Annotated in this window: 24 protein-coding genes and 1 pseudogene; 8 read left to right on the forward strand and 17 right to left on the reverse strand. The window is 46.7% G+C overall.

Annotated features, from left to right (window positions below):
• Positions 1-7: 7 nt before the first annotated feature.
• The 4 genes from ACJJI6_RS05345 to ACJJI6_RS05360 are packed head-to-tail and all read right to left on the reverse strand — an operon-like array spanning position 8 to position 1,804.
• Positions 8-493: a DMT family transporter gene (locus ACJJI6_RS05345; RefSeq protein ID WP_444908314.1), complete on the reverse strand. Its 486-nt coding sequence runs from the start codon at positions 491-493 to the stop codon at positions 8-10.
• Positions 490-933 carry a DMT family transporter gene (locus ACJJI6_RS05350; protein WP_445354243.1) on the reverse strand — a complete coding sequence of 148 codons (444 nt, stop codon included), beginning with the start codon at positions 931-933 and terminating at the stop codon, positions 490-492. Before ACJJI6_RS05350 ends, ACJJI6_RS05345 begins: the two co-directional genes overlap by 4 nt.
• On the reverse strand, positions 930-1,445 hold the full coding sequence (locus ACJJI6_RS05355; RefSeq protein ID WP_475712725.1) for a VOC family protein: 516 nt from the start codon (positions 1,443-1,445) through the stop codon (positions 930-932). The genes ACJJI6_RS05350 and ACJJI6_RS05355 overlap by 4 nt, the downstream gene beginning before the upstream one ends.
• A complete protein-coding gene (locus ACJJI6_RS05360; RefSeq protein ID WP_413665785.1) occupies positions 1,445-1,804 on the reverse strand; it encodes a carboxymuconolactone decarboxylase family protein in 360 nt (119 codons plus the stop codon). The genes ACJJI6_RS05355 and ACJJI6_RS05360 overlap by 1 nt, the downstream gene beginning before the upstream one ends.
• Before the next feature lie 382 nt (positions 1,805-2,186).
• On the opposite strand from ACJJI6_RS05360, the gene ACJJI6_RS05365 reads away from it, so the two are divergent.
• A complete protein-coding gene (locus ACJJI6_RS05365; protein ID WP_475712726.1) occupies positions 2,187-2,828 on the forward strand; it encodes a CatA-like O-acetyltransferase in 642 nt (213 codons plus the stop codon).
• Between the two features lie 143 nt (positions 2,829-2,971).
• Here ACJJI6_RS05365 and ACJJI6_RS05370 read toward each other — a convergent pair whose 3' ends face one another.
• The 7 genes from ACJJI6_RS05370 to ACJJI6_RS05400 all read right to left on the reverse strand — a co-directional run bounded on the left by ACJJI6_RS05370 (position 2,972) and on the right by ACJJI6_RS05400 (position 10,045).
• Positions 2,972-3,529: a PepSY-associated transmembrane domain-containing protein gene (locus tag ACJJI6_RS05370; protein WP_475712727.1), complete on the reverse strand. Its 558-nt coding sequence runs from the start codon at positions 3,527-3,529 to the stop codon at positions 2,972-2,974.
• A 64-nt stretch (positions 3,530-3,593) separates the two neighbouring features.
• Positions 3,594-5,588, reverse strand: coding sequence for a TonB-dependent receptor (locus ACJJI6_RS05375; protein WP_475712728.1), 1,995 nt, complete (start codon positions 5,586-5,588; stop codon positions 3,594-3,596).
• 106 nt (positions 5,589-5,694) lie between these two features.
• On the reverse strand, positions 5,695-7,062 hold the full coding sequence (locus tag ACJJI6_RS05380) for a sensor histidine kinase (RefSeq protein ID WP_475712729.1): 1,368 nt from the start codon (positions 7,060-7,062) through the stop codon (positions 5,695-5,697).
• Positions 7,059-7,757 carry a response regulator transcription factor gene (locus ACJJI6_RS05385; RefSeq protein WP_475712730.1) on the reverse strand — a complete coding sequence of 233 codons (699 nt, stop codon included), beginning with the start codon at positions 7,755-7,757 and terminating at the stop codon, positions 7,059-7,061. The genes ACJJI6_RS05380 and ACJJI6_RS05385 overlap by 4 nt, the downstream gene beginning before the upstream one ends.
• Positions 7,758-7,854: 97 nt before the next feature.
• Positions 7,855-8,271: a hypothetical protein gene (locus ACJJI6_RS05390; RefSeq protein ID WP_475712731.1), complete on the reverse strand. Its 417-nt coding sequence runs from the start codon at positions 8,269-8,271 to the stop codon at positions 7,855-7,857.
• Positions 8,255-9,058, reverse strand: a complete 804-nt coding sequence (locus tag ACJJI6_RS05395; protein WP_475712732.1) for a CLCA_X family protein — start codon at positions 9,056-9,058, stop codon at positions 8,255-8,257. Before ACJJI6_RS05395 ends, ACJJI6_RS05390 begins: the two co-directional genes overlap by 17 nt.
• A gap of 105 nt (positions 9,059-9,163) precedes the next feature.
• A complete protein-coding gene (locus ACJJI6_RS05400) occupies positions 9,164-10,045 on the reverse strand; it encodes a LysR family transcriptional regulator (protein WP_475712733.1) in 882 nt (293 codons plus the stop codon).
• A 122-nt stretch (positions 10,046-10,167) separates the two neighbouring features.
• Here ACJJI6_RS05400 and ACJJI6_RS05405 point away from each other — a divergent pair, with 122 nt between their 5' ends.
• The 3 genes from ACJJI6_RS05405 to ACJJI6_RS05415 all read left to right on the forward strand — a co-directional run bounded on the left by ACJJI6_RS05405 (position 10,168) and on the right by ACJJI6_RS05415 (position 11,929).
• Positions 10,168-10,842 carry a type 1 glutamine amidotransferase domain-containing protein gene (locus tag ACJJI6_RS05405; RefSeq protein WP_475712734.1) on the forward strand — a complete coding sequence of 225 codons (675 nt, stop codon included), beginning with the start codon at positions 10,168-10,170 and terminating at the stop codon, positions 10,840-10,842.
• A gap of 60 nt (positions 10,843-10,902) precedes the next feature.
• On the forward strand, positions 10,903-11,355 hold the full coding sequence (locus ACJJI6_RS05410; protein WP_475712735.1) for a DMT family transporter: 453 nt from the start codon (positions 10,903-10,905) through the stop codon (positions 11,353-11,355).
• Positions 11,356-11,629: 274 nt separating this feature from the next.
• Entirely contained in the window at positions 11,630-11,929 is a 300-nt protein-coding gene (locus tag ACJJI6_RS05415) for a putative quinol monooxygenase (RefSeq protein WP_444917146.1), read from the forward strand.
• A 139-nt stretch (positions 11,930-12,068) separates the two neighbouring features.
• On the opposite strand, the gene ACJJI6_RS05420 is transcribed toward ACJJI6_RS05415, so the two are convergent.
• From ACJJI6_RS05420 to ACJJI6_RS05430, 3 genes are all read right to left on the reverse strand, one after another.
• Positions 12,069-12,590 carry a MaoC/PaaZ C-terminal domain-containing protein gene (locus tag ACJJI6_RS05420; RefSeq protein ID WP_475712736.1) on the reverse strand — a complete coding sequence of 174 codons (522 nt, stop codon included), beginning with the start codon at positions 12,588-12,590 and terminating at the stop codon, positions 12,069-12,071.
• An 82-nt stretch (positions 12,591-12,672) separates the two neighbouring features.
• Positions 12,673-13,521, reverse strand: a complete 849-nt coding sequence (locus tag ACJJI6_RS05425) for an HpcH/HpaI aldolase/citrate lyase family protein (RefSeq protein WP_475712737.1) — start codon at positions 13,519-13,521, stop codon at positions 12,673-12,675.
• Between the two features lie 8 nt (positions 13,522-13,529).
• Positions 13,530-14,843, reverse strand: a complete 1,314-nt coding sequence (locus tag ACJJI6_RS05430) for an acetyl-CoA hydrolase/transferase family protein (RefSeq protein ID WP_475712738.1) — start codon at positions 14,841-14,843, stop codon at positions 13,530-13,532.
• A gap of 528 nt (positions 14,844-15,371) precedes the next feature.
• Here ACJJI6_RS05430 and ACJJI6_RS05435 point away from each other — a divergent pair.
• Entirely contained in the window at positions 15,372-16,742 is a 1,371-nt protein-coding gene (locus ACJJI6_RS05435) for an NAD-dependent succinate-semialdehyde dehydrogenase (RefSeq protein ID WP_444927808.1), read from the forward strand.
• A 28-nt stretch (positions 16,743-16,770) separates the two neighbouring features.
• Positions 16,771-17,406, forward strand: coding sequence for an SDR family oxidoreductase (locus ACJJI6_RS05440; protein WP_475712739.1), 636 nt, complete (start codon positions 16,771-16,773; stop codon positions 17,404-17,406).
• Positions 17,407-17,416: 10 nt separating this feature from the next.
• Here ACJJI6_RS05440 and ACJJI6_RS05445 read toward each other — a convergent pair whose 3' ends face one another.
• The 3 genes and pseudogenes from ACJJI6_RS05445 to ACJJI6_RS05455 all read right to left on the reverse strand — a co-directional run bounded on the left by ACJJI6_RS05445 (position 17,417) and on the right by ACJJI6_RS05455 (position 21,388).
• Positions 17,417-18,043 (reverse strand): anaerobic ribonucleoside-triphosphate reductase activating protein, encoded by a 627-nt coding sequence (locus tag ACJJI6_RS05445; RefSeq protein WP_475712740.1) that lies wholly within the window; start codon positions 18,041-18,043, stop codon positions 17,417-17,419.
• Positions 18,036-20,309, reverse strand: a pseudogene (locus tag ACJJI6_RS05450) (ribonucleoside triphosphate reductase). Before ACJJI6_RS05450 ends, ACJJI6_RS05445 begins: the two are co-directional and overlap by 8 nt.
• A 188-nt stretch (positions 20,310-20,497) precedes the next feature.
• Positions 20,498-21,388 carry a LysR substrate-binding domain-containing protein gene (locus tag ACJJI6_RS05455; RefSeq protein ID WP_475712741.1) on the reverse strand — a complete coding sequence of 297 codons (891 nt, stop codon included), beginning with the start codon at positions 21,386-21,388 and terminating at the stop codon, positions 20,498-20,500.
• A gap of 122 nt (positions 21,389-21,510) precedes the next feature.
• Between ACJJI6_RS05455 and ACJJI6_RS05460 the strand changes: the two genes are divergently transcribed.
• Positions 21,511-22,203 carry an FMN-dependent NADH-azoreductase gene (locus ACJJI6_RS05460; RefSeq protein ID WP_475712742.1) on the forward strand — a complete coding sequence of 231 codons (693 nt, stop codon included), beginning with the start codon at positions 21,511-21,513 and terminating at the stop codon, positions 22,201-22,203.
• Positions 22,204-22,767: 564 nt separating this feature from the next.
• The gene (locus ACJJI6_RS05465; protein ID WP_475710209.1) at positions 22,768-23,376 is read left to right on the forward strand and encodes an HD domain-containing protein; all 609 of its coding nucleotides are present in this window, start codon (positions 22,768-22,770) and stop codon (positions 23,374-23,376) included.
• Position 23,377: the final 1 nt, after the last annotated feature.

Raw genomic sequence — 23,377 nt, forward strand, 5'->3', positions numbered from 1 at the left:
TATTCAGCTAACTTTGGATAGCGGGCTGTAGTGCCTCATTACTGCGAACTGGCGCTCTCCGATTAGCAAGGTAATTACAGATCAACGCTAGAACTACGCAAACCATTGCGGCAATTCGCCAGGAACTTAACGGGATAGACGGATTCGTAAACCATCCCTGGGTATCAATAATCAAACTCATGCTCATCTGCCCAAAAATCGTTGCAATTGTTGTTGATGCCACACCAATTCTGGGAACAACAGCAACTACGACTATCATGTAGAAGATACCAAAAAGTGCACCTGTTAGTTGCCACTTAGGTACGGAAAGAATTGATGGGCCGCTGTGTTTTCCAAAGAAAAACACCAGTAAGCCCATCACTACAGCTCCGATACCAAAGGTAAATAGGGCGCTTTGGACAACTCCTACACTTTCTCCAAATTTTCCGTTAATTGCCGCCTGGGAGCTCAACGCTACGCCGGATAGTACTGCGAGTAACATCAGCCCAATCATAATTTGGCTCCCAAGTAGGTAAAATATAATGCAAGGCATAAAAATGTTGCCCCACATATTCTCAGGAGATTAATGGGCTGTTTACGTACCCCAAACCACCCCAGTGAGTCAATTAGGAAGCTTTTGGCTGTTTGCCCCACAAGAATCCCGATCATGGTCATAGCTACTCCAAGTATAGGAGTGGCTAAAGTTAGAACAACAACGTAAACAGGTCCCAATAAGCCACCTGAAAGCTGCCACTTTGGAACCTCTCGCCAGCTTATATATTTTGCACTGGGGACAAATAGACTGATGAGCCAAAGTAGGGCTGTCCCAACACCAAATATGCTTAAGGTGGCCCACAAGTGACCAACCTGCATACCTAGGGGCCCTAACAATCCCGCCTCGACGGAGAGCCCCATACCTGCAATAACAACCAAAATAGTGGCGAGAATATTCATCGAGGGTCAAATAGGCGTACGTTAGTCAACTGCTCATAGGCCTTTCCATTAGGATATGAAACAAGTTCAAGTTGCATGCCCCATGGAGCCATGAAATACACCCAGGTCTCTCCTTCAGTTGGCCCTTCAGTCATTACCGTAGGAGCGCCGAGTACCTCTATATTCTGTTTCTTAAGGTATTCAACCGCAGCATCAATATCTTCAACATAGAATGCTAAATGATGCCCCCCAACATCAGCATTGTTTGGTGCCACCTTATTTCGATCTATGTTGTCGGCATACTCGAATATTTCCAGATTGATGCTGTTAGCATTCATAACAGCAATTTTCTTGATCTCTGCACGAGGATTTACATTAAGGTGATCCGTCATCCAGGTATCGTCTGAGGCAAATGGCCCAAACGTATAAGCCAGCTCAAAGCCAAAGTGTGTACTAAAGAACTCAACGGCCAAATCAACATCCGGAACGGTGAATCCTATATGATCTGCTTTTTTAAGTCCGGGGATAGCCATTAGATATCTCCTCGATCATGTCGAAGCTTATTCAGTGCGCCCATAGTGGTAGCCCCTTTATTGAAGCCTGTATACATTGAGGCAAAAACAATCAATTCCTCAATCTCTTCATACGTTGCCCCTTGTTTGAGTGCCATATCAACATGGGCTCCAAACGGGTTACCTTCACCATTTACATTGAGCGCCATTTGGTCAATAGCGATAGTGATTAGTGCTTTGGTTTTCTGATCCAGAAGCGGCTTTCCCCATACCTCGCCTGCGACTCGTACAGCTAGATCTCCCCATACCGGGTTAATAGACTTAAGTCCCTCAATCAATGCTTGATCATCCAAAACGGCATTTTCGTACTTGGTAGTCATAGTTAATAGTCCTGGTTATCTAGATGATATTTCGCTGTAACAGCTGGAAGTTATTATAGGGAGCTGTATCCTTCTTAAAACTTATAAGCAGGAACATCACTTTTGCAAATTATGCACAGATGATCGCTGTTTATGAGGTGGCACAGTCTGTTGTTGGGACTTATTTTAGTGCCCCAAACAGGGGCGAAAGAGAGAAATAATAGCGTTACTAAAATGGTATTAGCCGGAAGGGAAGAACGTTTTGAAATGGCGATTACGGCATGCTAGCTAAAGCCTCTAAATATATTCCAGGCGTCCCAACTAGATAAAAGCTACTAGCAACGCCGGTGCTACTTATAATCTAACCTAAACTATGAATATCCATTGAAGGCTCGATATTCATATGTCCATGACTCCAATAGATATCGAACGCTGGAATAGAAAGGCCCACTTTGAATTTTTTATGAGCAGTGCAGGGTCAACTCGGATAGGCTTAACCCAGCCGGTCGATGTGACAAATCTGGTATCTTTCTGTAAAAAAAATACACTCCCTTTTTATTACAGCCTTATTTTTCTGGTCACGCAGGTGGGAAATGAAATAGCGGGTTTCAGGCATCGTATCGTCAATGGCCAGCCCATTGAGCACGATATGCTGCACCCTTTATTTTCTGATTTAGGGGATAATGAGTTATTCAAACTCGTTATGGCAAGAATGGAAACGAATCTGACAGAGTTCGTCCACAAGGCTAAGGGACTTTCACAGGCGCAATCTGAGTACCTCCCCGTAGAAAATTTCATCAGCCGCCATGATATCTTGAATATCAGCTGCTACCCCTGGGGTGACTTCTCTGGTCTACAGGTAAAGCCTGTACAGAAAGAAGGTTGTGATCCAGGAATACCTTTTATTTTTTGGGGTAAATACCATCGCCAAGAGGGCCGCCTTGTCACCTCGATGTATGTTGAAGTTAATCACTGCTTTCTGGATGGCATCCATCTTTATCAATTTAAACAGCAGTTGGAGGATAAGATTTGTCAACTTGCTTAAAATTTTTAAGCTTGATCTAGGAGACTCTGAGTAATTCCATGAACCCGCTCTTAAAGTTGCTTATCGCAGACCTTTAAGAGCTATAGAGGTACTAGATTGTTACTCAGAGGCTCCCTAACTAAAACTCCCTTAAGTGACAGGTTTCAGCCCCCTATAAAAAAGGCAGCTACCAGCGCAACAAAACCGAGAGAAGTAAATTGTATAGCGGTCTTCCTGAATTTTGGTACCGCAAAGGCGACCACTAATCCACTAATCAGGCTAAATAACAGACTTGCACCAAGCATAATGGCTGAGAACCAGAAGAGGGGACCGGCATGACCTTTATGAATCAGCAGAAATTGATGCCATAGATCGTGTTCTTTTACATGAAGTATCGCTGACTGCTTATCCTGGCTTGGCTCCAAATAGACTTGGCGTTTGTAGCCGTACCAACCAATCCACTCATCTTCCAAATAGAAATCTGCCGGCAATGATACTTCAGTGGGCTGAACAAACGGAGATATGGTATCCAGAGTCTCTTGCTCATTGCTGGGCAGGCCCTTGGGTAGAGTAACTGTGTACTCAAATTGTTCATCGACGCCCCCCTCTATATCAAATAGATAGAGCACGCCCGTGGCGATATACAAAATGGCAATGGGTAGAAAAAAGCAGGAAAAATAGGTGTGGAGCTTGATCCACAGTAAACGGTATCTGGATTTCATAGGCAACAAAGGGCGCAATGCAAATGCATTGCGCCCTGATAGTAAATAAAACAAATAAAGGAAATTAGAAGCGGTAGTCTACTGATAACCTGATATCGCGGCCTGCCTCATAAATTCCGGCTACGCTACCAAACCCGGTAATATCTGTATAATCTGCTACGCTGGAGTGATCCCGATAGTGCTCATTAAACAGGTTTTGAACCGCTAAATTCACATTCAGACTGTCATCTGCCAGTGGTTCCCAGTGCAAGTAAAGATCGTGTACTTGGTAACCGGGCTTGTCAACCTCTTGGATACTGTCGACATCGTCGTCGACCTCTACTGAGCGGTGTAAAACCTCAATATCATTTAAGTCTTGTACCAGTGTAAAATTCCAGCCCAACTCTAATTTCGGTGTAATAGCATAGCTGGTGGTCAGGTTCCATGTATCGCCGCGAGCATTTGCTAAACCGTTGTGCTCATACCCCTCTACAGTCTCTCCATTCAATTCCGAATCATTGTGGCTGAATGCGGCACTGATGATTAACTGATCCCAAACATATGAGGCGCTGAGTTCAAACCCTTCAGTTTCCAGCTCACCAATATTTTCATAATAAACGGGACGCCCGACCTGATCAAAAATAACGTCATCGATAGTGCTGCGATAGATAGCGGCTTTTAGTTGAAGGCCGTCCAGGCTGTATTCTAGCCCCAACTCGGTATTGTCGACCGTCTCAGCATCCAGGTCAGGATCAAGAGTTGCCGACCACAGAGTAAACCCATCTCCAACCTCCTTGCCGCGCATCGCTGTTGCATGACCCGCAGTAAAGGTGAGTGCATCGGTAAGCGAATAACTCATTCCAATATTGGGACTGAAACCCTGGCTATCCGTCTCGTCATCATGAGTCACTTGTTCCAGCTCGTATTCGTCGTAACGAAGTCCAAAACTTAGCAATAGCGCGTCCGTAGCCTGCCAATGATCCTGGATATAAGCTCCACGAACATGTCCTTCTTCAAGCCAGGAGTTGAGGCCTCCCTCCACCCCTTCCACTTCATCCTCACGGGCTTCAATGCCATAGGTGATGGTATGTTGACCAACACTGCTGGTATTACGTAAATCAAAACCGATGGATTCCACGGAAGCAACGTAGTCCCATAGCTCCCGCCAAACTTCTGATGTGGTGTGGTAAACCGTTGTTTCTAAATTGACCAGTGCACTGGGGGCAAATTGGTGGTTTATGACAAAGGTCTGGCGTTCGGCTTCCATCGGGTAAAGAGTTTCGCCTTGCAGGGCGGGCCAGTTGGGATGTCTACTGAACTCGCCTGATTCTTCCCGCTGTTCAAAGCTGATACTCAGTTTTTGATTTTCAGACAAATCGCCACTCAACTTTATAAAGGCGAGATCTTGATCGGAAGCTGAGCCGTGGATAATGTCACCGTCGCCATCTTCCATATTATCGCGATCAACGGTCACAAATGACCCGAGCAGCCCCCAATTGTCAGTAATCTTTCCATATACCGAAGCACTGGCTTTCTCACCATCATTACTAAAGAAAGCGCCTTTCACTATTGCGCCAAACTGCTCACCGTCATCTAGTAGATCATCCGCATCTTTGGTCTTAAAGCGGATAGCACCGCCAATGGCACCGGCCCCACTGGTAGCTTCACCAGCACCAGCTTGCACTTCAACTTTCTGCAATAGCTCCGGTTCTATTGATACCCGACCAATATGATGGAAGAGGGTGCTTGTTTGTGGAGCACCATCAACAGTCACATTAAGAAGTGTGTCTTCCATACCGCGGACATAGACTTTTTGCGCAATACCCAGTGACCCACCAACAGATACGGAGGGTATCTGGCGAAATATATCGCTGAGATCATTTGCCTGCTGGATGTCGAGTTCTTCAGGTGTAATCTCGGTATCTGTAGCGACGCCGACAACGACCACGGTTTCCAAAGGGGGTTCAGTGGTAGTCTCTCGCTCTTTTACTTCCTGTGCCTGACTAATGCCAGAAGCCAGGACGCTGGATACCATCAAGGGGAGTAACGCGTGTTTGCTATGAGAAATGTTGCGGGCCATTTGGCTGTCCTTCGCAGAGTTACTTATTTGCAAATGCGAATTATTCCTATTGCGACTCGCAAAGTACAGCGGTGTTGCATTTGTTACATTTGATGTCCGCTTTAGCCTAAGCTGGCTCTAAGCATCCAGAAAATTGAGAGGGAAGAGTCACTCTCATGCACAAGCCCCCTGCGGGACGATTGGAGGCTTCCACAGTTGCACCAACACTCTTCAGTTGGCGTCGTGCTAAAGCTAAACCAAGCCCAAAATTTTTTGATTTTGAGGTGCGTGATTGATCCGCCCTGAAAAAGGGCTTAAAGATACTACCCAACAGATCCTCTGGAACTCCGGGTCCCGAGTCTTCGATATCAATAATGACTTTATTTTCTGCGGTCTGCTCCAGAAGAACATGAACAGCTTGCCCCTTCGGGGTATAACGCATCGCATTGCGTAGAATATTCTCCAGGGCCTGACCAACAGCTTGATGGTTGGATTGTCTTATTTCCACCGAGTCCGGCAAGTGGGTGCAGATAGTGCGGTTGGGGAATTCAAAACGAGCATCCTCAACAATAACATCGATAAGGTCTACCAAGTCCAGGTCTTCGTTGCCCATAGTGGGTTGCTCATTATCTAGCCAGGCGAGAGTGAGGGTGTCCTCAACCAAATGTCGGATATGAGAGGATTCCCGCTGAATCCTTTGGATATTTCGATCACTTGAATAACGGTTACCTGCACCTTCGATGGCAATGTCCAAGCGAGTTAGGGGCGTTCGTAGTTCGTGGGAAAGGTCAGCAATCAACTGGCGCTGGTTGACGATTTGCTCGCCAATTCGGGTGGCCATCTGATCGAAAGTTTTGGCAAGTTCAGAGATCTCATCGTTGCGATTGCCTAACTGGCGATGGACACGAACATCAAAATTTCCTCGACTGAATTCCCTTGTTGCCTGCTCCAACTTCCGTAGGGGGTTCATAATGTGGCGGTATAGCATCAGGGAAATGAAAGCTAGAATGCCCATGGGTAACAGTATTTGCAGTGCCAGTCGGGTAGTTTGCCAGTAGCTACCAGGGCGCATCCTATCCGGAAGCAGTATCAGCAAGCTGGTTCTCTCTGTTTCAAATGGGATCTCCATTACCGGATTGTCCGCAAAATAGAGGTGGACTTTCCAATCTACATCGCGGCCTAAGTTATATCCGATGTAGCGATGCTCATTCCCTCTCTCTCCTGCGATGTGGGTTACCTCATACTGAGTAACAGTGGCCCAGGTATTCTCTCGTTTCTGGAGCATATACAACCATTGCTCCAATTCAGCTTTGTTGCCAGTGAGAAAGTACATCTCCGCATCTTTGCCCCACTGCTTTAACTCCTCCCGGTGAGAAGTTTCTAGCAGGCTCATCTGTTCCTCGGTGCGGATAGTTAGGGAGTTGATCAGATAGAAGAGGGCAACGATACCGGCAGTAGTCAGTAAGCAGAGTTTCCAAAAAAGTTTCCGGTTCATTTCAAACAGTATCCCTTGCCATGCACCGTTTGTAAGCGGTCTCCACGCCAGCCTACACTCGTTAGTTTGCGTCTGACCCGGCTCAAGTGCATATCCAAACTGCGATCGTAGGCACCCAAAGTGCGGTTGAGGACCTGCTGGGAAAGATATGCCTTGCTCAATACTTCACCGCGGTGTATCGCTAGCTCCCACAGCAATTTGAATTGAATCGCTGTGAATTCAATTGGAGAGTCGCCTGCAAAAACTTGCTGGGTATTCAAATCGAGCAGTAGATTGTCGATCTCGGCATGGTCGACGTTCTCCGTCTGCGCCGGCTGACTGCGGCGCAATAACGCCTCAATGCGCAACAAGAGTTCAGTCTGATTAAACGGTTTAGCCACATAATCATCTGCCCCGTGGCGCAGGCCAGTGATTCTTTCTTCTTCTGCCCCCTTCGCGGTGAGGATAATCACTGGAACCTGACTGGTTTTGCGTAAAATCTTGAGTAGGGAAATCCCGTCCATTTCTGGCAGCATTAAGTCGAGCAGAATTAACTGTGGTTGGTGCTTTGTAGCTTTCAAAAGCGCGGTATGCCCATCAAAGCAGGTATTCACCTGATACCCTGCATCTTGGATCATCTCACTAAGTTGGTCGTTTAGGCCTCGATCATCTTCGACGATTAGGATATTAAATTGTGAGGGCAATTTTTGGCTCATGAAGACACTGGCTGTTTGCAAAATGATGCAGAGCAAATTACCACAATGGGCAATGGCTAAATATGGTTAGTTGAATTGATCAGGAGCCGGTCAATGATCACTCTGAAGCTGAATGGGTAATCAGCTGTAGTAACTTGGCATTGTATGCTTGAGCGTAAAATTTATTGTGTTTGTGCTGCTCGCTATCCAGAGCGTAATCTTCAATATGGAAGCCGGTTCCACATAAGAAAAATGTTTCCTGAGGTCTGAATTCAGCATACTTACCTTGCAAGTCTTCTTCTAGTATCCCGGGCGTTACATGGCCAACCCCTGGAGAATAAACATCCACGAACTCAGCCCGTTTATGAGTGAAATCATCTTCCGCATCAAAGAATCCACGCTCCGCTGACAACACGGGATCGCTGGCTATTGCAATCAATTCATAGCTTTTTGAAAGCTCAGCCCATACCCAAGCGACTACACCAGCGAGAAGGGCCGTGCCCAGAAGAAAGGTATTTCTAAGAGTTGACGTCATTGTCTCTACTTGTGGAAGCCCTAAGGCTTCGTCCTAAATAGGAAAAATAGGCTGTGAAAGCCTGGTTAATTCTTTTGCGTTGCTGCCCCTGTGGATATAGTCCCAACTTTGCCTCTTGACTAGCCTTTGAGCCAGCAACCAAAAAATTATTGTTGATACTGGCATCCTGAATAAATGCTTCGAAAGCCCGAGCACTCAGCTCTACAGGCTCACTGTAGTAGACAGAACCATTTGCTTTATCGGCACTGATGGAAGCAGTCACCAAGTCACTGGGGTTATTACCACTCTCATCCAGCATCACAGTTTTAAAGCACGTAAAAAGTAAGTCATTGAGCGGGTGGGGCACTGGAGTTGCATTCCGCAACCAGGCCTCTGAGGCATACATGGTACTGGGCGTATCACTGAACGCTTTTTGGGCCAAGTAATGATCAAATGCATGAAACCATTCATGGGCAATAGAGCCAGGCCCCGCATTCTTGGCAAGAGAAAAGCTCCGGGCAGTAGGGTCATAAAAGGCAGCCATCCCCGGGCGCCCGCCGATTCCATATTGGAAAGACAATGTACCTCGTAGAGATACCAACGCTTCCGGTCCTTGAAGAATGGTCATTAGATCAACAAGTGCATCATAAAAAAGCCCAGCGGCCCGATCGCGCTCCTCGCGAGTGACCCATCGGCCAACAGCAATTGAGCGAAAGCCGAATCGCTTCCTGACATCCACAAACGAAACGGGTTGTCGTTGCTGGGTTGCAGTGTGACCACTGCGATAAAATGCCCTGGTCAGGACCATAATCAATGCCAGTCGATTGGAGGAGGCTGGATATTAATCCTCTGGATTGAAGGTTTGCAAGAAATGGGAAGTGCTTCTATTCCTTTCAACGAACCCAATTGATTTCTATTCAACCCAGTTAGAAAAGTAATCAACCAAATAGTCAATCGCCATTCGCGCTCGCATGGGTAAAAAGCGACGATTCTGATACACGATCCAGCTACTGGCTCCGCGCCCACAAAAAGATTCCAAGATAGGCTCCAGTAAGCCCTGTTGAATTGAACCACTGAAACTGCTTTTGGGCATATAAGCTATACCCAGGCCTTGCTCACTAGCTTTCACGATCGCATGGGCATTATTTGTTCTCCAGCGCCCACTAACCTTTACGCTTACAGGCTCTCCATTCAGGTCAAAAACCCATTCATCATTGTTAGCCACCAAGCAACTCTGCGTTTTTAGTTGATCGGGGTGATTGGGTATACCATTTTCTTTCAGGTAACTCGGGCTTGCGACAGCCATCATTTGGCGGTCGGCCAGTTTACGAGCAACTAAGCCGGAATCCTCAAGGCGACCATAGCGTATGGCAAAATCAATCCCATCCTCGACGAAATTGACCATCCTGCTATTGAAGTCCATGTCGATTTTCAACCCCGGGTGTTTCAAGCCAAACTCCATCAGGGCAGGGGCAACATATTGCTCAGCAAAGATACCAGCACCGCTAACTCTTAGTGTTCCATTGAGCTGAAACTGTTGCTGGCTAACCTGCTCATTCGCCTGTTGAAGGCCAATCACTAACTCTTTACACCGCTGGTAATAGGCGGTCCCGGCTTGGGTCAGACTTACCTGACGTGTTGAGCGGGCCAAAAGGGATGAACCCAAGCGCTCCTCCAGACGGGAGACCTGCCTACTCACATGGCTAGTACTGCAGCCAAGTTGCTTGGCAGCCGCTGAGAAACCTTGGCTTTCTGCCACCGCTACAAACTCGACTATGCCGTCAAAATTTTCCATGTTTCTCAATCTCGACTATTGCCATTCTGCAAAGGTATTTAACAGATTTTACGCATTATCAGCAGAAGAGGGACAATCTACAATCCCTCCCCACTGAATGCTGACCAACAGAGGAAAGAAACATGAAGAAAGTACTTATTCCAGTGACCAACCACGCCACTCTTGGTGAAACTGACCAGGCAAATGGCACTTACTCACCTGAGTTGACTCACGCGATTCACGTATTTATGGAGAATGGACTCGACTATGACATCGCCTCTATTAAAGGGGGGAAAGCACCACTCTATGGCACTGACATCGAAGGTGACGACATCAACCAAAATGTGCTTAATGATTCAGATTTCCAAAACCGTATCAATAACACCATCCCTATGAGCCAACTGAATACTGCAGACTATGATGCAGTATTCTACCCCGGCGGATTTGGTCTGCTTTCTGACTTGGCAACTAACGAAGACTTCGCAAAGCTAAGTGCCGAGATCTACGAAGAGGGTGGCACATTGGCCGCAGTGTGCCACGGTCCCGCTGGTTTCCTGCCTATCACCCTGAGCAATGGCGAAAAGCTTTTGGCTAGCAAGTCTGTCACCGGCTTCACTCGTGAGGAGGAGATTGACTTCGGCACCATTAATGACATCCCATTTTTGCTGGAAGAATCTTTGGCGAGGGGCGCTGCCCGCTACAACAAAGTACAACCTTGGCAGGAGTTTGTTATTGAAGATGGGCGAGTGATTAGCGGCCAGAACCCAGCAAGTGCACACGGTGTTGGTGTTGCCATCGCCAAACAGCTTGCCAGCTAATACATGGCCTGGCCGGCCCCTCTGGGGTCGGCTCGTGATTCTAAGTAGAGGTGTCCCGTAGTGCAAAATGCAGTTATCTACCCGTCTCTAATGCTTATTGCAGGCATTGGTATACCGATAATGGCCACGCTGAATAGTGGTCTCGGTATTAAGCTTGGTAGTTCAGCCCTGGCTACTACACTGCTATTTCTCGTTGGACTTGTAATCTCCGCGGCCTATCTCTTGAAAACGGAGGGGTTACCCAGTGCTGTTTTTAGCAAAGGTATTGCCTGGTACTTTTACTTGGGTGGGATTCTAGTAGCTTTCTATATACTGAGTGTGACTTGGGTGTCGCCAAGGTATGGCGTGGGTAACGCAGTATCTTTCGTTCTTCTGGGGCAACTGTTCGCCATTAGCGTTATCGACCATTTTGGGTTACTGGGTGCGCAGCAAACCAGTTTGGATACCAAGCGCCTTATCGGTCTCGCCATGATGGTTGTTGGCGTACTGTTGGTAGTAAAGCGCACGTCTTAAGGAGCCTCTGAATAACTACGTGATACCTCTGGTTCACAATCAAGGCGCGGCTTCGCAGGAATGTCTAGACCTTTCAAGAAGTCGCAACGCGGAGTATGCATCGCTCTGTAAGCTCCGAAGAGCGGGCCTTGAAGGCCACAGCTGCTGCGTTGCCTACGGCCATTCACGGCGAGCTGCGCCTAACATCTGCAGCCTTCAAGACCCGCAGAGGCATTACAGAGTTATTCAGAGGCTCCTTAATTTCACAATACTAATCGTTATGTACCGAGATCATATGACTAATTTAATCGTTATGGCAAAAGTCACAGTTCACCCACAATATACTTCTCAGGCATCAGCACTTTTAATCGAGCTGGCGTGTAAGTCAGAACAAGAGTCTGGCTGTTTATCCTATAAAATTTTACCCTCACTGGATGAAGGCAATGTTTTCACTACACTAGAAGTTTGGGAGTCTTCTGAAGCTGAAATGAAGCATTGGAATACAGATCACTTAAAAACCATCATTGCAAAGTTGAATCCACTTCTTGCTGCGGAGGCAAGAATCGAAAAATATACGGAGGTAAAAACTATCTAGCACAACCGTTATTTTATATTGCAACTTTTTGTAATCTTACTTTTATAACATCAATACCTTCATTTTCATTGAAGTGAGTCTAATCGGACATCGGCTTAAAGAAGTGCATATATACCAATGAGATAGCCTTTCTGTTAGGTTATTTTTTGATTTCATAATTAGGAGCGTGGCCTTTCTTATAAACCAGAACTGTTCGCTGAAAGCTCATAAAATTATCTCCTCGCTGATTAATACCACGGGTTTCTACGCTAACAATACCCTGTGTTGGTCTAGACTTGGATTCACGCTTAGAAATGACCTCACTTTCTGCATAAACCGTGTCACCTTCAAAAACAGGTTTGAGCAGTTTAACTTTGTCCCACTCAAGATTGGCAACAACTTTCTTGCTAATAGTATTTACAGTCATACCCGTGACAATAGCCAATGTCAGAGTACTATCTACTAATGGAAGGTTCCATTCAGTGCTCTCTGCGTAATGGGCATCAAAATGGAGTTGCGCTGTATTCATAGTTAACAGGGTCATCCAGGTATTGTCTGTTCGCGTCAGTGTCCTACCTGGGCGGTGCTCGATAATGATACCTTCTACAAAGTCCTCGAAGTAGAAGCCAAAATCTTCGCGATATCGATTGTTGTCAATCTGTTTATAGGGGTTAAATTCCATTTAAGATTACCTCCTTGATTGAGTGATTGTAAGTTCGCTTGGATATACCCGGAGCACTGGCAGATTTGCGCTGGAGTAGCCTTTAGCTAAGACTATTAAAGTTTGAGATTATTTGCTGAGCCTTAGAATAGATCGGGATATCTATCATTCGGCCTTCATATTGGCAGGCTTTACCTGAGGATTCATTGTAGATGCGAACGATTTCCTTTGCTTCCTTATACTGGTCTAGTGTGGGCCTAAAAGATAACTTGATAGTTTTTACCTGTTTAGGGTGAATAGCTGCCTTGCCACTAAAGCCAAGCGATTGAGCCTCATTGAGTTCATTAACTAGTCCACCTTCATCCTTAAAGTTAAAACAGGGGGAGTCATAACAAGCTATCTGTTTGAGTGCGGCAGCTTCGACCATTTTCATACGCGCCCATATGAGTGCTTGTGGGGAGCATTCACAATTCAGATCGGCTGCATAATCAGCGGCCCCAAACATCAAACCTTGTAATTTTTCAGAACTACAGTTAACGATATCATATAAATTAGATGTTCCCTGAGCGGTTTCAATTAAAGCTATAATCGAAATATCCTTATAGGCTTCACTCAAGAGCTCACTGATAAGGTTGATATCATGTTGAGATTCTGTTTTCGGATAAAGCAGCACATCTATAAATGGCTTTTTATCTATAATTTCGGCCAAATCTTTTATTCCATTGATCGTTGACAAACTATTTATCCGAATTGCACTTATAACACCATTCGACCTTGACCTTGAATAAAAATCGATCGCGATATCCCTGGCTCTATCTTTGTCCTCCACTGGTACGCTATCTTCAAGATCAACAATTATTCCATTTGCCCCAACTTCAGACGCCTTAGCAAAGCGTTCCGGTTGGTTTCCTGGGGTGAATAACAATGCGGGGAAAAGCTTTAAATTAATCATTGTATCGCTCAAATAAAGTTTTGCTCTTTGGCCTGCTCCAATAAGCTTTTACGGAATTTAGGGTGTGCGATTTCAATCAAGGCAAGGGTCCGCTCTGTGGTTGATTTCCCCATAAGTCTGCAAGATCCGTACTCGGTTACCACGTAATCGATATCTAACCGAGAGTCTGTGGTGATAGATTTCAAACGTGGAACTATCCTGGAGGTTTTACCACGCTGTGCCGTTGAGCTACTGGCCAGAATAGTCTTCCCATTTTTTGAGTAGTAAACTCCCCTCACGAAATCCAGTTGCCCGCCAACACCCGAGAATTGATGTCCAATGAATTCCGCATTGACCTGTCCACTGAAATCAATCTCAATAAATGAGTTAACTGAAATCATATTATCGATCTGGGCTATTATTTGGGGTTCATTCACATATGACACAGGCAGGCAGAACATAGATGGATTGCCATCTATAAAGTCAAATAGTTCTTTGTCTCCAGCTGCAAAAGTGAATACGCTCACATGAGGGTTAATTGTCTTTCGGGCATTAGTTACTGCTCCAGACTTAATAAGCTTAATCATACCTGGTGTTATCACCTCGGTATGAATGCCCAGATCTTTCTTTTTAGTTAGTTGTTCACAAACTGCATTCGGAATAGCACCAATACCCATTTGGATAGTTGCGCCATCAGGTATTAACGGAACAATGTAGTCACCAATTTTCCTATCTAAATCGGTAATCTCTTTTGGAGATTCCTCCGCTAATTCCATAGTGTTTTCAACAATGGCATCCACTTCACTAATGTGCAACAGGGTGGCCCCCGCTGTACGTGGCATATTTTCATTCACTTCCACAATTAATCGATTTGCGTGGCGCGACAACTCAATAGCATAATCACCATTAGTACCAAAATTGAAATAACCATGCTTATCCATCGGCGCCACAGTTACCAGGAAAGCATCTATTTTAACTTGCTCTCTGATTATTTGAGGGTATCGACTAAAAGATATAGGGACATAGTTAATATATTTTTCCCCTTTTGAAAATCCAGCATTTGCTAATTTAACTTCGTCTTTAGTTAGCATTGAAGAGTAAGGCCTAACCCGGTCCATTAGATCTTCTTGAAAAATAGTTTCCGTCGCGACCTTCCCACAGCGCATATAATAGACTTTTAAATGTGTGATAAATCCATTTCGAATATGCTTCTCTAGTGCTGAAAGTAGGGCTGGTGGGCTAGCGGTGCGCATGCCGATAGAAATAACGCTATCGTCTGGGATTAAATTAACTGCTTCTTCAGGTGTTAGCTGTTTCTTTTTATACAGGGCGTTGTTATCCATAGTAGCTTAACCGATTATTTGGCCACACTGTGATCCTTGAAGCGGCTGCTGTCGCTCTTACGGTCCTGTTACAAAGGCTTTAATAAGCAGAAAACGTTCATAGACCTGCAATCAAGCACTGATAAGGAAGTAAGAGCTACTAAGCCCTGCGATTATAGTTTGTGAATTAAAGCTTGTTTCAAAAGGGCTAGTGACTTAACGATGAATATCATGCAGCTTGTTTGAGCAGATTTGATTCTATGCAGTCAGTATGTTCTAAAAGCTCCGCAGTTGATCTTTATGCCACGGTGGTATTCGTAAAGTACCTAAATTTCTTAATGGTGTTCCATTAGCTTTAAGCGCTATTCACCAAAGATTGCAGCCTATCAGCTGTCTATAAGAAAGAATGATGTGGCTTTAGCTGATCGATCAAGCAGTGGTATGCCAAACCTCAGCAACTACACTTTTGCAAACACTCGTAGATGCCGCACTGGTACTATTCCAAATAGTTCTTTAGCGGTTCCCAAAGCAACCGTTGGAAGTCTATTCATGACAAAGTCAAAACGTCCACTGATTTCCGTCAACCCCTTGAACGGTAAAACTCTGAAGACTTATCACGAAATGTCACAAGAGGATCTCGACAAGGCGATCGGTCGCGCAGACAAAGCCTTTGTAAGCTGGAGAAACCGAAGTTTTAGTGATCGAGCAGTGATACTAAAACGTGCAAGCAACCTATTTGAGGAGCGATCCGAAGATCTTGCCCGCCTGATGGCGTTAGAGATGGGTAAGAAGCTCAGTGATGGTCAAGGTGAATTGGCACTTTGTGCTGAAATTTTTGACTACTACGCCGAAGAGGGCGAAAAAATCTTAGCTCCACAGCAACTTTCCACCCGCGAAGGGGAGGGCACTTTAGTCTTCCAGCCCTTAGGAGTGGTCTACGGCATCCAACCATGGAACTTTCCCTTCTACCAACCGGCTCGCTTTACCGCCGCCAACTTAATCGCCGGCAATGTTGTACTTACTAAACATGCCTCTAATGTTCCCCAGTGTGCCGAAGCCTTCGCACAGCTGTTGTTTGACGCAGGGGTACCGGAAGGGGTCTATACCAATCTACCGATTACATCCGGTGGAGCAGCCTCCATTATTGATGACGATAGGGTCAAAGGAATCTCCTTTACTGGCAGCAATGCCGCCGGGGCAATGGTCGCAGAGCAAGCTGGCCGCAATGTAAAGAAAACTGTTATGGAGCTGGGTGGTGTTGATCCATTTATCGTGCTCGAAGATGCGGATATGGATTTAACGATACAGCGATTTGCAGAGGGAAAGCTGGGCAATTGCGGGCAGATATGTTTGGCTGCGAAGAGAATCATTCTAACTGAGCCCATTGCTGAAGAATTCCTAGACCGAGCTACCAAGTTGTTCCAAGCGCTGAAACCCGGTGATCCTCTTGTAGAAAGCACAGATTACGGTCCGTTATGTACCGAGAAGGCTGCTGAGCAACTGGAGGATCAAGTCAGCAAGTCCGTTAAGGCTGGCGCCCAACTGCTAGTGGGGGGTAAGCGCAATGGCGCATTTATCGAGCCGGGTATATTAACTGAAATACCCGCTGGTTCCCCGGCAGCCGTAGAGGAGTTGTTCGGCCCCATCGCTTGTGTTTGGGTAGTTCCCGATGAGGAGGCAGCGGTTAAGCTGGCCAATGATAGCCCCTTTGGCCTGGGTGGTTCTGTCTATACCCAGGACCATGAAAGAGGCCGCCGTGTCGCGGAACAGTTGGAATGTGGTACTGCCTTCGTGAACCATGCCGCTTCAAGCTACGCCAGTATGCCTATGGGAGGAGTGAAGAAATCCGGCTATGGCCGGGAGCTGGGAGAACTAGGTATTAAAGAGTTTGTCAATCAAAAGCTGATACGGTACTTCTAAGTAGCGCAATATAGACGTGGGCAGAGCAATGAAAGTACTTGTGGCGGGCTCTAACGGTGCAATCGGTCAAATCCTTGTGGGTAAACTTGTCGGCAAGGGGCACGAGGTAACCGCTATGGTCCGCACGGAATCCCAGCAAGATAATTTGCGTAGTACAGGTGCGCGTCCCATTCTTGGAGATCTGACAAGGAAGGAGTCCCTAAACAATGCGGTAAAGGGGCAAGATGCAGTCATTTTTGTTGCGGGCTCCAAGGGTAAAGCATTGGAGTCTGTGGATCGGGATGGTGCTATCCATCTTTGTGATGCAACGAAAAGCGCGGGTATATCGCGCTTTATTCTATTGAGTTCCATTTTTGCCGGGCGACCAGAGCAGGGGCCTGAAAAGCTCCAACCCTATCTAAAAGCCAAACATATAGCAGATGAATATGTAAAAAAAAGTGGCCTCGATTACACGATATTGAGACCTGGTGCCCTAACTGACACATTGGGAACGGGGTTAATCAGCATAAGCGATTTATTTGCTGGGCCAGACATAGAGATCAGCCGAGCCGATGTTGCAGAGGTAATTACCACTGCGCTGGATGAGCCCAAAACGGTCGGTGCGGTTTTTGAATTCATTGGGGGCGAAACCCCGATTCCTGACGCATTAGCACAGCTAAACTAGGTTTTATCATTCAAGTTAAGAACCTCAACGTCTGATCTATAGCCTGCTCACTATTGCAGCGCTGGACCTCCAACTTTTCAATACCAATATCGTTAAGTTTCCCCCGTATTTGGTTCAGTTCAGTATCAGTTGTGAGGCTCGGATGCCTGGTAAGGCGCACTTGCAGAGGTATCTTCGACTGAGCGAGAAGCTTCGCACATTGCCAGGGGGCCACGCCACTGCCATCGACTCCTGTAATAGATGGGTAGGTTTCCGGCATCGCTTTGATATCCAACCCCACCCAATCAAGACTTTGGATCAGACGTTCGAGCCTGCGGGGGTAGATTCCCGCAGTATGCAGCCCGACCTTGAATCCCAGCTCCCTGACTTGGGCAATCGCCGGCTCCAGGGCACTCTGGGCGGTGGGTTCTCCACCAGAAAACACAACGGCGTCCAGCAAGCCCCGGCGACTGTCTAAAAATGTGAGGATCTGATCCCAGTCATAGGCACTGGGTGCTCGCGCAGGTAGTAGATCACCGTTATGGCAGTAGCGGCAGCGCCAGGGGCATCCCTGGCAAAAAACCACCGCTGCCAACTCGCCGGGGAAGTCGATTGCCGTAAACGACGTGAATCCACCGACACGTAACTTATTACTCATAAGTTTTTAGTGCATTCCTGCTGTTGTCCGCCACAAAGAATTGGCGCTCCCGGTGCTCGGATTGTTTTCCCGGATTCCAAAATGAAACTGGGCGGTGGTAGCCCATAACCCTGCTCCATACCTCGCAGCGGGTGCGATCTTCTTCTCTCAATAAAGTGTCTTGTTGGCTCATGGTCTTTCTCCTTGAAAGTTTGGTTTAGTCGCTACAACAGGATTGCTCTCGGGCCAGGAGAGCTTCATCACAGCGAGGGCAGAATTCGTGTTCACCGCTCAGATATCCATGGACCGGGCAAATAGAAAAGCTCGGCGTCACGGTGATATAGGGCAGGCGGTAGTTTTCCAGAGCACGCCGCAATAAGCGGCGGCAACTATCGGCATCAGGCAACTGTTCGCCCAAATAAAGATGAAGCACAGTGCCACCGGTGTAACGGGATTGGAGGGATTCCTGTCGGGCCAGGGCCTCGAAGGGATCATCGGTAAAGCCCACTGGTAGCTGGGATGAATTGGTGTAGTAGGGCGCTTCACTACTACCTGCCTGCATAATATCCGGGTAACGTTTGCGATCTTCGCGGGCAAACCGATAAGTAGTGCCCTCTGCCGGAGTTGCCTCCAGATTGTAGAGATGCCCGGTTTTTTCCTGGAATTCAGTCATGCGCATACGGATATGGTCGAGTAATTGCTCGGCCAGTTCTTTCCCATCTTCCGTAACCACACTTTTGTTGTCGCCACTAAAGTTTCTCAGCATTTCATTGATGCCGTTCACCCCGATCGTGGAGAAGTGGTTGCGCAGTGTCCCCAGGTAGCGGCGAGTGTAAGGAAACAGACCTGCATCCATATGCCGTTGGATGACTTTCCGTTTCACTTCAAGTGAATCACGGGCAAGTATCAGCAGTTTGTCCAGCTGGGAGAGCAGAAGCTGCCAGTTTCCTTTATAGAGATATCCAAGGCGGGCACAGTTGATAGTTACTACGCCGAGCGAACCTGTCTGTTCGGCGGAGCCAAAGAGGCCGTTGCCACGCTTTAACAATTCGCGTAGATCAAGCTGTAAGCGGCAGCACATGGAACGAACCATGTTTGGGCTCAGGTCTGAATTTATAAAGTTTTGGAAATAGGGCAGACCGTAGCGAGCGGTCATGGCAAACAGCCGCTCAGCATTTTCGCTCTCCCAAGGGAAATCCTCACTGATGTTGTATGTGGGAATAGGGAAAGTAAAAACCCTACCGCGCGCATCCCCCTCGCTCATGACTTCGATATAAGCGCGGTTGATTAGATCCATTTCCTCTTGCAGGTCGCCATAGGTGAAGGGCATTTCCTGGCCGGCAATCACAGGCACCTGCTCGCGCAAATCCTGGGGGCAAACCCAATCGAAAGTGAGATTAGTAAAGGGGGTCTGGGTACCCCAGCGGGATGGCACATTCAGGTTAAAGATCAACTCCTGAATGCACTGGCGTACGGTCGCGTAGTCCAGCTGGTCCTTGCGCACAAAAGGCGCAAGATAGGTATCGAAAGAGCTAAATGCTTGCGCGCCCGCCCATTCGTTTTGAAGTGTTCCAAGAAAGTTAACAATCTGTCCGACCGCGCTGGTCAAGTGGGCCGGCGGTGCTGATTCGACTTTTCCCGGAACACCATTCAACCCTTCATGTAATAGGGTGCGCAGCGACCAACCTGCACAATATCCAGCCAACATATCCAGGTCGTGGATGTGTAAATCGCCATCCCGGTGTGCTGCGCCGATCTCAGGGGAATAAACATGATTTAACCAATAGTTGGCAATCATTTTACCTGCGCTGTTCAGGATCAATCCCCCGAGGGAATATCCCTGGTTCGCATTGGCTGCAACTCGCCAATCCGCTTGCTCTAAATACTCTTCAATAGAAGCACCGACATCCACCAGTGTTTGCCGATCAGTGCGCATTTGCGCATGCCGCCCCCGATAAGCGATATAGGCGCGAGCAGTATCAATGTAATCGTTATTGATCAATACCTGTTCAGCAATATTCTGAATCTCTTCAATATCAATGGGCTCACCACTATCAAAGCGGTGCTTGATCACTTTAAGGACAGATTCGGTAAGTTGTTCCGCTTCCTGTTGATCAAAAGATTCCGTTGCCTGGCCAGCACTAAGAAGAGCCAAAGTGATCCTGCGAGCATCAAAAGCCAATGTCCTGCCATCTCGCTTACGCACCAACAGTTGATCTGAACTTACCTGCGAAATCTGTTTTGAAGCTGGTGCGGCTTCGCTGTCGGGTATAGCGGTACTGGTCATCGGCCTTCCTCACAATTTGTGGGGAGAGCATATCGAAGAGGCAGGAAGACCAATTGATCCAGATCACTATATATGGCGCACTGATTAATAGATAAACACAATATGTTGTGCTCTTGCTGTAGGCTTAGGTTAGGGACATACCTACTCTCGGCAAGCCCGAAGGTGAGTTCAGTGCCAGTCGGATGTACCTAACTATAGGGAGCATTGCGTAGTGTTTCCTTCAGCCAGGTTACAAAAGCCAACACATTTCCATTTCTTGAATGGCGGCCAGGTATTAATGCGGAATAGGTAAATCCCTCGATCCCTGAAAGCTTGGAGTCTCCTCTATAGGGAACTAGCCATTGGTTGCGTAAAGCATTTTGAACAAGAAACGAGCTAACTAACGCAATACCCTGGCCAGCTAGGGCTGCCTGGATCACATGATGCTCCAGGTCAAACTGCCGCACACGAATACCATCGAGATTTCTATTGAGGAGAGTTTGCCAGTTCAGCGGTGGAAGTGATGGATTGACCCATTTTGTTTCCAGAAGTTGAGCTTCAGAAATATCCCTAATCTGAGTCAGGTAGCTTGGTGCAGCATAGACACCGATTGTTTCGGTGGCCAAGTGGAGAGCATTCTTTGTACTTTCATCATATTTCCCGTACCGAATAGCGATGTCGATGCGTCTATCTCGCTCGATATCACTCACTTCTTCCCCGGTCACTACTGAAACAATGATATCTGGAAATTTCTGATAAAAATTCTCCAGATGGGGCACAAGCCACATAGCAGCAAAGCTTGAAGTCGTACTAACGGTCAGTGTTTTCTTTGAGCACGTTATTTCACTCACCATTTCAGTGAGCTGCTGAAAAATTTGAGAGGTAGTTTGAGCGAGCATCTGCCCTTCACTGGTCAACTGCACAGCACGGGTTTTGCGCTCGAATAATGTTGTACCCAGGGATTCCTCCAAACCCTTTATCTGATGTGATACGGCTGTCGGTGTTATAAAGAGTTCTTCCGCAGCTCTCTTGAAACTGCCCAGTCTGGCGGCGGCATCGAATACTTTGAGGGCGTTGAGGGAGGGCAGGTTTGGGTACACCGATCGGAATCTCTTATAGATGAGTTTTTCTCATCTATAAGAAGAAATAACTCGTTTGTCAAGGATACTCCCCGGCATCACCATAGATGAACCTTCAGACGGTTTAGTAAAGGTTCCAGACTTTGAAAACACTATTACATATTGACGCTAGTGCCCAGAAGTGGAGCGGCTTAGCAGCACCACAAGACAGTGCGAATATCCCCAGGCATACCTCAATCTCCAAAGCAGTTGCCGCGAGTTTTGTAAGCAGCTGGCTAGAAAAGAGGCCTAAAGATAAAGTTATCCATAGAGATGTTGGTTTAAACCCACCAGGCTTTATTAATCAAGATTGGATTGCCTCGGTTTTTACGCCTGAAGCGGATCGCACCAAGGAGCAGCAGTCCCTGGTAGCGCTTTCTGACACCTTGATTGATGAGCTATCCCAGGCGGATATCATTGTTATGTCCACTTCGATGTATAACTACGGCATGCCTGCCGCACTTAGGGCCTGGTTCGATCAAGTTGTTCGTATCAACAAGACGTTCACCTTTGATTTAGACCGTGGTGACTTCCCCTTAGAGCCTATTATGTCTGGCAAAAAGCTGGTGCTAATCACCTCTGCCGGGGAGTTTGGCTTTGGACAAGGAGGAATCCGTGAGCAAATGAATCACCTGGGGCCACATATCCGAACCTTAAGCCGCTATTTGGGGGTTGAGGAGTTCCATGAAATCAATGCAGAGTACCAGGAATTTGCTGATAAAAGGCACCGGGATTCGATTAAACGAGCTTTCCTCAAAACTCAGGAGTTAACCGCAACGTTGGCTAACTGCCTTTAAAGTTTGCCTGCCAAAGCCAGCTTGTCTCCCCAATAAAGTGGCCAGCGGCTTGTCAGAGTGGCCTCCCGATACTTACTATGGGGAATAGGCGCAAATAGCGTCTTTGCCAGCTCTCAATTTGTACTCGGGTACAAAAAAGTAAATAAGTATCTGAGGATTTATGAAGCAGCGGGTATTTGGCAATTCATCGGACAACAACGGGAATATTACTTTAGCCTCTGGGAACAATTGCCGGTTGATCAGGGTTCGCAGAGACTTAATACCGAATTACCACCTCTTGGTTTTTCCAAAATCCCAGGGAGAACCAAGTAAGGAGTAGGTTAGTGAGATGGTTTCACTTGGCATTGAGCATGCAAGAAGCATTGCCGAATCAATAGTCGGTGACCCAGAAGCCTATACTCTCCTTTACAGTGGTTATAGTGCTCGACGGGAAAAAGGCTGGCATATTCATATCGTATTATTGGGGAATCGATGGAGAAAGGCATGGCTTTATTTGGTATTGGCAGGGAAAAACACTTTACAAGCTACGGGTTTTCGGAAAGATGACGCTCCGAGGATTAGCCAATGAACCAAAATAGATGGCTCAACCTAATGGGGGCACTCAATCTTCCTGAATCCCTTCAGTGCTTCGAAAAGTTAGTTTCTTCGTATGCAGAGAATCATAGGCATTATCATACAGGGCATCACATTGATGCGATGCTGAAGCACTTTGATAAAGTTGCAGAGCTTGCCGAGCACCCCCATGAGGTCGAGCTGGCTATCTGGTTTCACGATGCGATTTACAAGCCTTTTTCCTCTAAGAATGAAGAAAACAGTGCTCTATGGGCAAAAAAGTTCCTGATCGATTCCGGGTATTGTCCCACAGGGGCGGATAGGGTGTACCAATTGATTATGGCAACCTGCCACAATTACACGCCAGTTAGTATTGATGAAAAGCTAATTATCGACATTGACCTAACGATCCTGGGTGCCAGCACAAGCGTTTTCGAAGCTTATGAAAAACAAGTCCGTAAAGAGTATCGGCTGGTACCGATTATGATTTACAAAAAGAAACGCAGGGAAATATTAAGGGAATTTTTGTCTCAGAAAAGGCTTTATCACACCGATTACTTTCACAGTCACTTTGATGCTCAAGCTCGAAGTAATATTAAAAGAAGTTTACAGGCCTTTTGAC

The organism is Microbulbifer maximicatervae (SeqCode) (assembly GCF_056232625.1).

Coding starts and splice junctions, on each gene's coding strand:
- ACJJI6_RS05345 (WP_444908314.1), bottom strand. CDS start 493: ATGATTGGGCTGATGTTACTCGCAGTACTATCCGGCGTAGCGTTGAGC.
- ACJJI6_RS05350 (WP_445354243.1), bottom strand. CDS start 933: ATGAATATTCTCGCCACTATTTTGGTTGTTATTGCAGGTATGGGGCTC.
- ACJJI6_RS05355 (WP_475712725.1), bottom strand. CDS start 1,445: ATGGCTATCCCCGGACTTAAAAAAGCAGATCATATAGGATTCACCGTT.
- ACJJI6_RS05360 (WP_413665785.1), bottom strand. CDS start 1,804: ATGACTACCAAGTACGAAAATGCCGTTTTGGATGATCAAGCATTGATT.
- ACJJI6_RS05365 (WP_475712726.1), top strand. CDS start 2,187: ATGTCCATGACTCCAATAGATATCGAACGCTGGAATAGAAAGGCCCAC.
- ACJJI6_RS05370 (WP_475712727.1), bottom strand. CDS start 3,529: ATGAAATCCAGATACCGTTTACTGTGGATCAAGCTCCACACCTATTTT.
- ACJJI6_RS05375 (WP_475712728.1), bottom strand. CDS start 5,588: ATGGCCCGCAACATTTCTCATAGCAAACACGCGTTACTCCCCTTGATG.
- ACJJI6_RS05380 (WP_475712729.1), bottom strand. CDS start 7,062: ATGAACCGGAAACTTTTTTGGAAACTCTGCTTACTGACTACTGCCGGT.
- ACJJI6_RS05385 (WP_475712730.1), bottom strand. CDS start 7,757: ATGAGCCAAAAATTGCCCTCACAATTTAATATCCTAATCGTCGAAGAT.
- ACJJI6_RS05390 (WP_475712731.1), bottom strand. CDS start 8,271: ATGACGTCAACTCTTAGAAATACCTTTCTTCTGGGCACGGCCCTTCTC.
- ACJJI6_RS05395 (WP_475712732.1), bottom strand. CDS start 9,058: ATGGTCCTGACCAGGGCATTTTATCGCAGTGGTCACACTGCAACCCAG.
- ACJJI6_RS05400 (WP_475712733.1), bottom strand. CDS start 10,045: ATGGAAAATTTTGACGGCATAGTCGAGTTTGTAGCGGTGGCAGAAAGC.
- ACJJI6_RS05405 (WP_475712734.1), top strand. CDS start 10,168: ATGAAGAAAGTACTTATTCCAGTGACCAACCACGCCACTCTTGGTGAA.
- ACJJI6_RS05415 (WP_444917146.1), top strand. CDS start 11,630: ATGACTAATTTAATCGTTATGGCAAAAGTCACAGTTCACCCACAATAT.
- ACJJI6_RS05420 (WP_475712736.1), bottom strand. CDS start 12,590: ATGGAATTTAACCCCTATAAACAGATTGACAACAATCGATATCGCGAA.
- ACJJI6_RS05425 (WP_475712737.1), bottom strand. CDS start 13,521: ATGATTAATTTAAAGCTTTTCCCCGCATTGTTATTCACCCCAGGAAAC.
- ACJJI6_RS05430 (WP_475712738.1), bottom strand. CDS start 14,843: ATGGATAACAACGCCCTGTATAAAAAGAAACAGCTAACACCTGAAGAA.
- ACJJI6_RS05435 (WP_444927808.1), top strand. CDS start 15,372: ATGACAAAGTCAAAACGTCCACTGATTTCCGTCAACCCCTTGAACGGT.
- ACJJI6_RS05440 (WP_475712739.1), top strand. CDS start 16,771: ATGAAAGTACTTGTGGCGGGCTCTAACGGTGCAATCGGTCAAATCCTT.
- ACJJI6_RS05445 (WP_475712740.1), bottom strand. CDS start 18,043: ATGAGTAATAAGTTACGTGTCGGTGGATTCACGTCGTTTACGGCAATC.
- ACJJI6_RS05465 (WP_475710209.1), top strand. CDS start 22,768: ATGAACCAAAATAGATGGCTCAACCTAATGGGGGCACTCAATCTTCCT.